Source organism: Ruegeria sp. (assembly GCF_028066395.1).
In the GTDB taxonomy this organism is placed as follows: Bacteria; Pseudomonadota; Alphaproteobacteria; order Rhodobacterales; family Rhodobacteraceae; genus Ruegeria.
This window is the reverse complement of record NZ_JALCBM010000090.1, coordinates 1-6681: the sequence shown is the minus strand read 5'-3', so window position 1 is coordinate 6681 and position 6681 is coordinate 1. Positions and strand designations below refer to the sequence as shown.

Genomic DNA, 6681 nt, shown 5'->3' with positions numbered 1-6681 from the left:
GTGGATGCCCATCGACATGACATCGTTCATCACGTCGTATTTCGAGGCGACCGAGTTGAATACACCCTGCACGCGGCCCGCCTTTTCAGCCTCGCGCACGGTTTCGAATCCGAAATGAGTGGTCTTGTCATTGGTGTCAGACATGAAGGATCGCCTCTGCCGCAGTTGACCCTCCTTATATGTGTCCCGGCGGGGAAGACAATCGCGTGAAATGGTAGCAGGGGGTGATGACCTGACGGGCGTGCCATAGATTCACCATAGTGCCCGACTAAGACATGTGACGGTATTTTGGAGCATTCATTCGATTATGTCTGATAACTCTTTTGTTGTGGGGCTGCTGGCGGCAATGCTGGCGTTTCTTTTCATCGGCTGGCGGGTGCGCGCGGTCTTTCGGACGTATCTGAAAGTACGCCGGGCCAAAGGGTTGGGCGACAAGCTGGACGCAGCCGTGGGGCATTTTCCCAAAGATATCGTTCAAGAGGCGATGTTCCGGGCAGGCAGCGAACGGCCAGCACAGCAATCGCTGACGCGGTTGACCTTTCGGACTACGCCCGGTGTGATTCTGGTAACACTGCTCTGCTTGATCGCGCTGTTCTACATTGGCTTTGTGCGGCCCGAACTTGGGCAGTTGGAAGAGATTTTGCCCGCGCAGGACCCAGAGACAATTGTGTGGATCAAACTGGGGATCATGGCGCTTGTGGTTTACACGCTGATCTTCAATCTCGCCAACTCCATCACGATTGACGGGACCGACCTGATCACGACTGGCCCTCTGTTTCAGCGCAGGTATCATGATCTGACAAAGCTCAACCGTATTAGCCTCAGGCAAAATGGCAACTATGTTTTGCGATTTTCGGATGGGAAGACGGTGCGAATTCTGAAATACGTAACCGGACATGATGAACTGATACGGGCGCTCGAAAACGCTCTTGCAACAAATCAGGAGCGCACATGCCCGAACTCCCCGAAGTCGAAACGGTCCGCCGTGGTCTGAGCCCCGCGATGGAGGGTGTGGTGATCGCGCAGGCTGATGTGAACCGCCCTGATCTGCGCTGGCCTTTCCCGGATCGGATGGCGGAACGGCTGACCGGTCAGCGAGTGGAGCGGTTGCGGCGGCGGTCGAAATATATCCTCGCCGATCTGGGCAGTGGTGAGACCTTGCTGATCCATCTGGGCATGTCGGGGCGGATGACGGTGTCCGGGGACCCTCTGGGCCAGTTCGTGCATGACCATCCGGTGCCTGAGAAACACGACCATGTTGTGTTTCATATGGCCAATGGCGCGCGGATCACCTTTAACGACCCACGCCGGTTCGGGGCGATGGACCTGCTGCCGACGGCCACCGCCGAGGACCACAAGCTGCTGTCGGTTCTGGGGCCGGAACCGCTGGGCAATGATTTCCACGAGCAGCACCTGATTGACGCGTTCAGGGGCAAGAACAGCCCGGTCAAATCCGCCCTTCTGGATCAGGGAATCGTTGCCGGATTGGGCAATATCTACGTCTGCGAGGCGCTTTATCGCGCCGGAGTGTCGCCACGTCGCAAAGCCGGGCAGATTTCCCAACAGCGGGTCGCCGCTCTGGTTCCGATCATCCGGCAGGTTCTGCAAGAGGCGATTCAGGCGGGCGGTTCATCCCTGCGCGATTTCCGGCAAGCCGATGGAGAACTTGGATATTTCCAGCACAGCTTTGACGTCTACGGGCGCGAGGGTGAGCCCTGCCGGACCGAAGGTTGTGGGGCTGAAATCAAGAGAATCACCCAGTCCGGTCGCTCATCCTTCTACTGTATGCAATGCCAAAGATAGCTTGATCCGGCCTTTTCGCGTGATTAGGAAACGTATCTGAACGGAACAACCGGAAGCTTTCACCTCATGGCTTTTGAGACGATCATCGTCGAAATCGAAGACCACGTCGCCCTTATCAAGCTCAACCGACCGGATGCGATGAACGCGCTGAACACCCAGTTGCTGGGTGAGCTGTGCACCGCATTGGAAGACGCCGACAAAAACGACAAGGTGCGCTGCATCGTGATCACCGGCTCGGACAAGGCCTTTGCCGCCGGTGCGGACATCAAGGAAATGTCCGAGATGAGCTTTGTCGATGTCTTCAACGTCAACCTGTTTGCGGACGCCAATGACCGGGTCACCGCCATTCGCAAGCCGATCATCGCGGCGGTGGCGGGCTATGCGCTGGGCGGCGGGTGCGAACTGGCCATGCTGTGCGATTTCATCATCGCCGCCGATACCGCCAAGTTCGGCCAGCCCGAGATCAATCTGGGCGTCATCGCCGGTTTGGGCGGCAGCCAGCGTCTGACGCGGTTTGTGGGCAAGTCCAAGTCGATGGACATGAACCTGACCGGTCGCTTCATGGACGCCGAAGAGGCCGAGCGCGCCGGTCTTGTCAGCCGCGTGGTCCCCGCCAAGAAGCTGATCGAAGAGGCGACGGGCGCGGCCCAGAAGATCGCCGAGAAATCGCAGCTGACCGCGATGGCCGCGAAAGAGGCGGTGAACCGCAGCTATGAACTGCCGCTGAGCGAGGGGATGCTGTTCGAACGCCGGGTGTTCCATTCGATGTTCGCCACCGAAGACCAGAAGGAAGGCATGGCCGCTTTCCTGGAAAAACGCGCGGCGCAGTTCCGCGACAAGTAAAAGATCAGGCGGGCCCGGCCCGCCTTTTTCTTTGCCCGCAAGGCTGACGGGAAGAATCGGCTTGGCAAACCCCGCAAACTTGGATAGAGAGCGCCGCTATACATGCGCGTGCGGCCCGCTTGGCCCGACTCACACTCGTGATTTCTGATCCGGTGCGGATAATTCCCGTGGCGCGCAACCCAAGATAACCGTACCGAACAAAAGGTCAGAGACACATGGCTAACTCGCCCCAGGCAAAGAAACGCGCACGTCAGAACGAAAAGCGTTTCGCCGTAAACAAAGCACGTCGTTCGCGCATCCGTACCTATCTGCGCAAAGTTGAAGAAGCGATCGCATCCGGTGACAAGGACGCGGCAACCGCGGCCCTGCGCGCAGCCCAGCCCGAGCTGATGCGTGGCGTCACCAAAGGCGTCTTCCACAAGAACACCGCGTCGCGCAAGATGTCGCGCCTGTCGGCCCGCGTCAAAGCGCTGGGTTGATTCCCGAAAAACACGTCAAGTGTTCTTCCCTGAAAAAGGCGTCGCATCCTGCGGCGCCTTTTTCATTGTTGCCGGAAAGCCGCGTCTTCACGAAGCCGAGAGATTCTTTCGGCCCGAACCCCGAGTCAATATCAGAGATTCATTGCCGCACCCCGTGACCTCTTGCTACCAAGGTTCCAGCGATTCACTCGCTTGGGGGGACAGGCTGTTCCCGCGGTCAGACTGACGGGCATCAGGACGATCCGGGAACGAATGTTCGAAATGCCGGCCTAGGCCGGATCGACGATCTGCTGTGGGTCTCGGGTTTGTCCGATGATTCTCGCCCTGTCGAAAAACTGGAATGTGACGTGCGCCTTCGGTTTGCCGTAGGTCCCGCTGTGGGATGTTAAAGTGGCGCGCTGGCTTTCGCAAATGACCCGCCGGATTTGGACAATCCGGCGCAGGGTACCCTTGTGTGTGAACGCAAAAGAACCGGGCAACCGGGCCATATCAATAAGGCCGTCTGGCCAATAAAGAATGGGACGCGTGAGGCGCTGAATGACACAAGAGAAATGGGGACAACTGCGTAGCAAGTTGCTGAAGGCCGTCGGTAAGAACAATTTCACCACCTGGATCGAGCCGCTCGAATTCAAAGAGCTTGAGGATGGTGTGGCTGTGTTCTCGGTGCCGACCAACTTCATGGGCAACTATGTCAGTCAGAATTTTGCTGACCTGATTCTGTATGAACTGAACACGGCAGGCGAAACGGTACAGCGCCTGGCTTTTCGGACGGCGGCCAATACTCCGGCCCGTCCGGCTGTGGTGACGGAAGAACCCGCGATGGCCGCGCAGCCTGATCTGTCTGCGCCCGCCGTCGACAGCACATCCAACGCGCTTGATGCATTGCAGGCCGCGCCGCTGGATACCCGTTTCACCTTTGACAGCTTTGTCGTCGGCAAGCCCAACGAACTGGCCCATGCCGCCGCGCGCCGCGTCTCCGAAGGCGGGCCGGTCACCTTCAATCCACTGGTCCTGTATGGCGGGGTCGGTCTGGGTAAAACCCACCTGATGCACGCCATCGCGTGGGAGCTGAAGACCAAGCATCCCGAACTGAACGTGCTCTACCTGTCCGCCGAACAGTTCATGTACCGCTTTGTGCAGGCCCTGCGTGAACGCCGGATGATGGATTTCAAGCACCTGTTCCGCTCGGTCGATGTGCTGATGGTCGATGATGTGCAGTTCATCGCTGGCAAGGATTCCACGCAGGAGGAATTCTTCCACACGTTCAACGCGCTGGTGGATCAGAACAAGCAGATCATCATCTCGGCCGATCGCGCCCCGGGTGAGATCAAGGACCTTGAGGATCGCGTCAAATCGCGCTTGCAATGCGGTCTGGTCGTTGACCTGCACCCCACCGATTACGAACTGCGCCTGGGCATTCTGCAAAACAAGGTACAGCAATACAGCAGCACCTATCCCGACCTGACCATCAATGACGGCGTGCTGGAATTCCTCGCCCACCGTATCTCGACCAATGTGCGGGTGTTGGAAGGCGCGCTGACCCGTCTGTTCGCCTTTGCCTCGCTGGTGGGGCGCGAGATTGATATGGAGCTGACGCAGGATTGTCTGGCCGATGTGCTGCGCGCCTCGGATCGCAAGATCACGGTGGAAGAGATCCAGCGCAAGGTCTCGGATTATTACAACATCCGCCTCAGCGACATTATCGGGCCGAAACGCCTGCGATCCTATGCGCGTCCGCGTCAGGTGGCGATGTATCTGTGCAAGCAACTGACCAGCCGCTCCCTGCCCGAGATCGGGCGCCGGTTTGGCGGGCGCGACCACACCACGGTCATGCATGGTGTCAAACGCATCGAAGAGCTGAAGCTGACCGATGGTCAGATCGCCGAAGACGTGGAAATGCTGCGCCGCGCGCTTGAGGCCTGAAAACTACTCTCCACTCACGAAATGCCTCGGGTCCTGTATCCGGGGTATTTTCTTGTGCGCTATTGTCCACGGTCGGCGATGAACTGTGCCCGCCGGGCCACGCGGGTCTTGACGGTTGGGGCTTTCCGACCCAGAAAACCATAAAAAATCCTTGTGCCTCAGGGCGGAACCGCTAACGTGCCAGTCCCGCCCATTTCGGCACGCAAGTCAGAGGAATTGAGGGTATGAAGATCAGCATCGAACGCGGCACCCTTCTCAAGGCCGTTTCGCAGGCCCAATCTGTTGTCGAACGGCGCAACACCATTCCGATCCTCGCCAATGTGCTGATTGAGGCCGAAGGCGATCAGGTTCAGTTCCGCGCCACCGATCTGGATATCGAGGTGGTCGACAAGGCCCCGGCGCAGGTTGAGAAAGCTGGAGCAACGACGGTTGCGGCCACCACCCTGCATGAGATTGTGCGCAAACTGCCCGATGGGGCGCTGGTCACCCTGACTGCCGACAGCGCGGCGGGTCGGTTGACGGTCGAGGCCGGTCGGTCGAATTTCTCGCTGGCGACACTGCCGAAAGAGGATTTCCCGGTGATGGCGTCCTCGGAATATGCATCGAACTTTACGGCCTCGGCGGCACTGTTGCGGCGGCTGTTCGACAAGTCCAAATTCGCGATTTCGACGGAAGAGACACGGTATTACCTGAACGGCGTCTATATGCACGTGACCGACGGCTCTGAGGGCGGCAAGGTGCTGCGCTGTGTGGCAACCGATGGCCACCGACTGGCGCGCATTGATGCGGATTGCCCCGATGGCGCGGCGGACATGCCGGGCGTCATCGTGCCGCGCAAGACCGTGGGCGAGTTGCGCAAGCTGCTGGATGATGACGAGATGGACATCGCGGTTTCCGTTAGTGAGACCAAGGTACGCTTTGCGACGCCGGATATCACGCTGACCTCGAAGGTCATTGATGGGACCTTCCCCGACTACACCCGCGTGATCCCGCAGGGTAATACCCGCAAGCTGGAAGTGGACGCCGCCGAGTTCGCGCAGGCGGTGGACCGGGTGGCCACCGTATCCTCGGAACGGTCCCGTGCGGTGAAGCTGCAACTGGATGGCGACAAGCTGGTTTTGTCGGTGAATGCCCCAGACAGTGGCGCAGCTGAGGAAGAACTGGCCGTGGCTTATGGCGATGAGCGGTTGGAGATCGGGTTCAACGCAAAGTATCTGCTGGAGATTGCCTCGCAGGTCGATCGTGAAAACGCGGTGTTCATGTTCAATTCGGCCGGTGATCCGACACTGATGCGCGAAGGCAATGATCAGAGCGCGGTTTATGTTGTCATGCCGATGCGCGTCTGATCGCGCTGGCGCGCGATGCCTTCGGCGACCGTATTTTTGACAAGAAGAAGGGTGGGGTCATGGGATTGGCCCTGACCGAGCTTACGGTCTCGCATTTTCGGTCTCATAAGCTGGCGCGGATGTCTTTGGACGGGCGGCCGGTTGTGCTGCATGGGCCGAACGGAGCGGGCAAGACCAATATTCTGGAAGCGGTTTCGTTGTTTTCCCCCGGTCGCGGGATGCGGCGGGCGAGTGCGGCTGAGATGACCCGGCGGCCCGAGGCGCTGGGCTGGAAGCTGTCCGGGTTG

8 protein-coding genes are annotated in these 6681 nt (G+C 59.1%); 7 read left to right on the top strand and 1 reads right to left on the bottom strand.

The genetic code is table 11. The features are described 5' to 3' along the window. The coding region (locus MPJ51_RS19840) for a class I SAM-dependent methyltransferase (protein WP_298390488.1) at positions 1-144 on the bottom strand (144 nt) is incomplete at its 3' end. A gap of 163 nt (positions 145-307) precedes the next feature. Between MPJ51_RS19840 and MPJ51_RS19835 the strand changes: the two genes are divergently transcribed. The 7 genes from MPJ51_RS19835 to MPJ51_RS19805 all read left to right on the top strand — a co-directional run. Further along, the gene (locus tag MPJ51_RS19835) at positions 308-994 is read left to right on the top strand and encodes a hypothetical protein (RefSeq protein ID WP_298390472.1); all 687 of its coding nucleotides are present in this window, start codon (positions 308-310) and stop codon (positions 992-994) included. Beyond that, on the top strand, positions 952-1803 hold the full coding sequence (mutM, locus tag MPJ51_RS19830) for a bifunctional DNA-formamidopyrimidine glycosylase/DNA-(apurinic or apyrimidinic site) lyase (protein ID WP_298390470.1): 852 nt from the start codon (positions 952-954) through the stop codon (positions 1801-1803). The genes MPJ51_RS19835 and mutM overlap by 43 nt, the downstream gene beginning before the upstream one ends. Before the next feature lie 66 nt (positions 1804-1869). Beyond that, positions 1870-2646, top strand: coding sequence for an enoyl-CoA hydratase (locus MPJ51_RS19825; RefSeq protein WP_298390469.1), 777 nt, complete (start codon positions 1870-1872; stop codon positions 2644-2646). A 215-nt stretch (positions 2647-2861) separates the two neighbouring features. Further along, the gene (rpsT, locus tag MPJ51_RS19820) at positions 2862-3125 is read left to right on the top strand and encodes a 30S ribosomal protein S20 (RefSeq protein WP_142638226.1); all 264 of its coding nucleotides are present in this window, start codon (positions 2862-2864) and stop codon (positions 3123-3125) included. A gap of 537 nt (positions 3126-3662) precedes the next feature. Further along, a complete protein-coding gene (gene dnaA / locus MPJ51_RS19815; RefSeq protein WP_298390461.1) occupies positions 3663-5048 on the top strand; it encodes a chromosomal replication initiator protein DnaA in 1386 nt (461 codons plus the stop codon). A gap of 224 nt (positions 5049-5272) precedes the next feature. Then, the gene (dnaN, locus tag MPJ51_RS19810; RefSeq protein ID WP_298390459.1) at positions 5273-6394 is read left to right on the top strand and encodes a DNA polymerase III subunit beta; all 1122 of its coding nucleotides are present in this window, start codon (positions 5273-5275) and stop codon (positions 6392-6394) included. A gap of 59 nt (positions 6395-6453) precedes the next feature. Next, a partial coding sequence (locus tag MPJ51_RS19805) for an AAA family ATPase (RefSeq protein ID WP_298390457.1) occupies positions 6454-6681 on the top strand: 228 nt, incomplete at its 3' end.

Excerpts from the sequence above, each read along its gene's own strand:
- MPJ51_RS19835 (WP_298390472.1), top strand. The coding sequence starts at position 308 with ATGTCTGATAACTCTTTTGTTGTGGGGCTGCTGGCGGCAATGCTGGCG.
- mutM (WP_298390470.1), top strand. The coding sequence starts at position 952 with ATGCCCGAACTCCCCGAAGTCGAAACGGTCCGCCGTGGTCTGAGCCCC.
- MPJ51_RS19825 (WP_298390469.1), top strand. The coding sequence starts at position 1,870 with ATGGCTTTTGAGACGATCATCGTCGAAATCGAAGACCACGTCGCCCTT.
- rpsT (WP_142638226.1), top strand. The coding sequence starts at position 2,862 with ATGGCTAACTCGCCCCAGGCAAAGAAACGCGCACGTCAGAACGAAAAG.
- dnaA (WP_298390461.1), top strand. The coding sequence starts at position 3,663 with ATGACACAAGAGAAATGGGGACAACTGCGTAGCAAGTTGCTGAAGGCC.
- dnaN (WP_298390459.1), top strand. The coding sequence starts at position 5,273 with ATGAAGATCAGCATCGAACGCGGCACCCTTCTCAAGGCCGTTTCGCAG.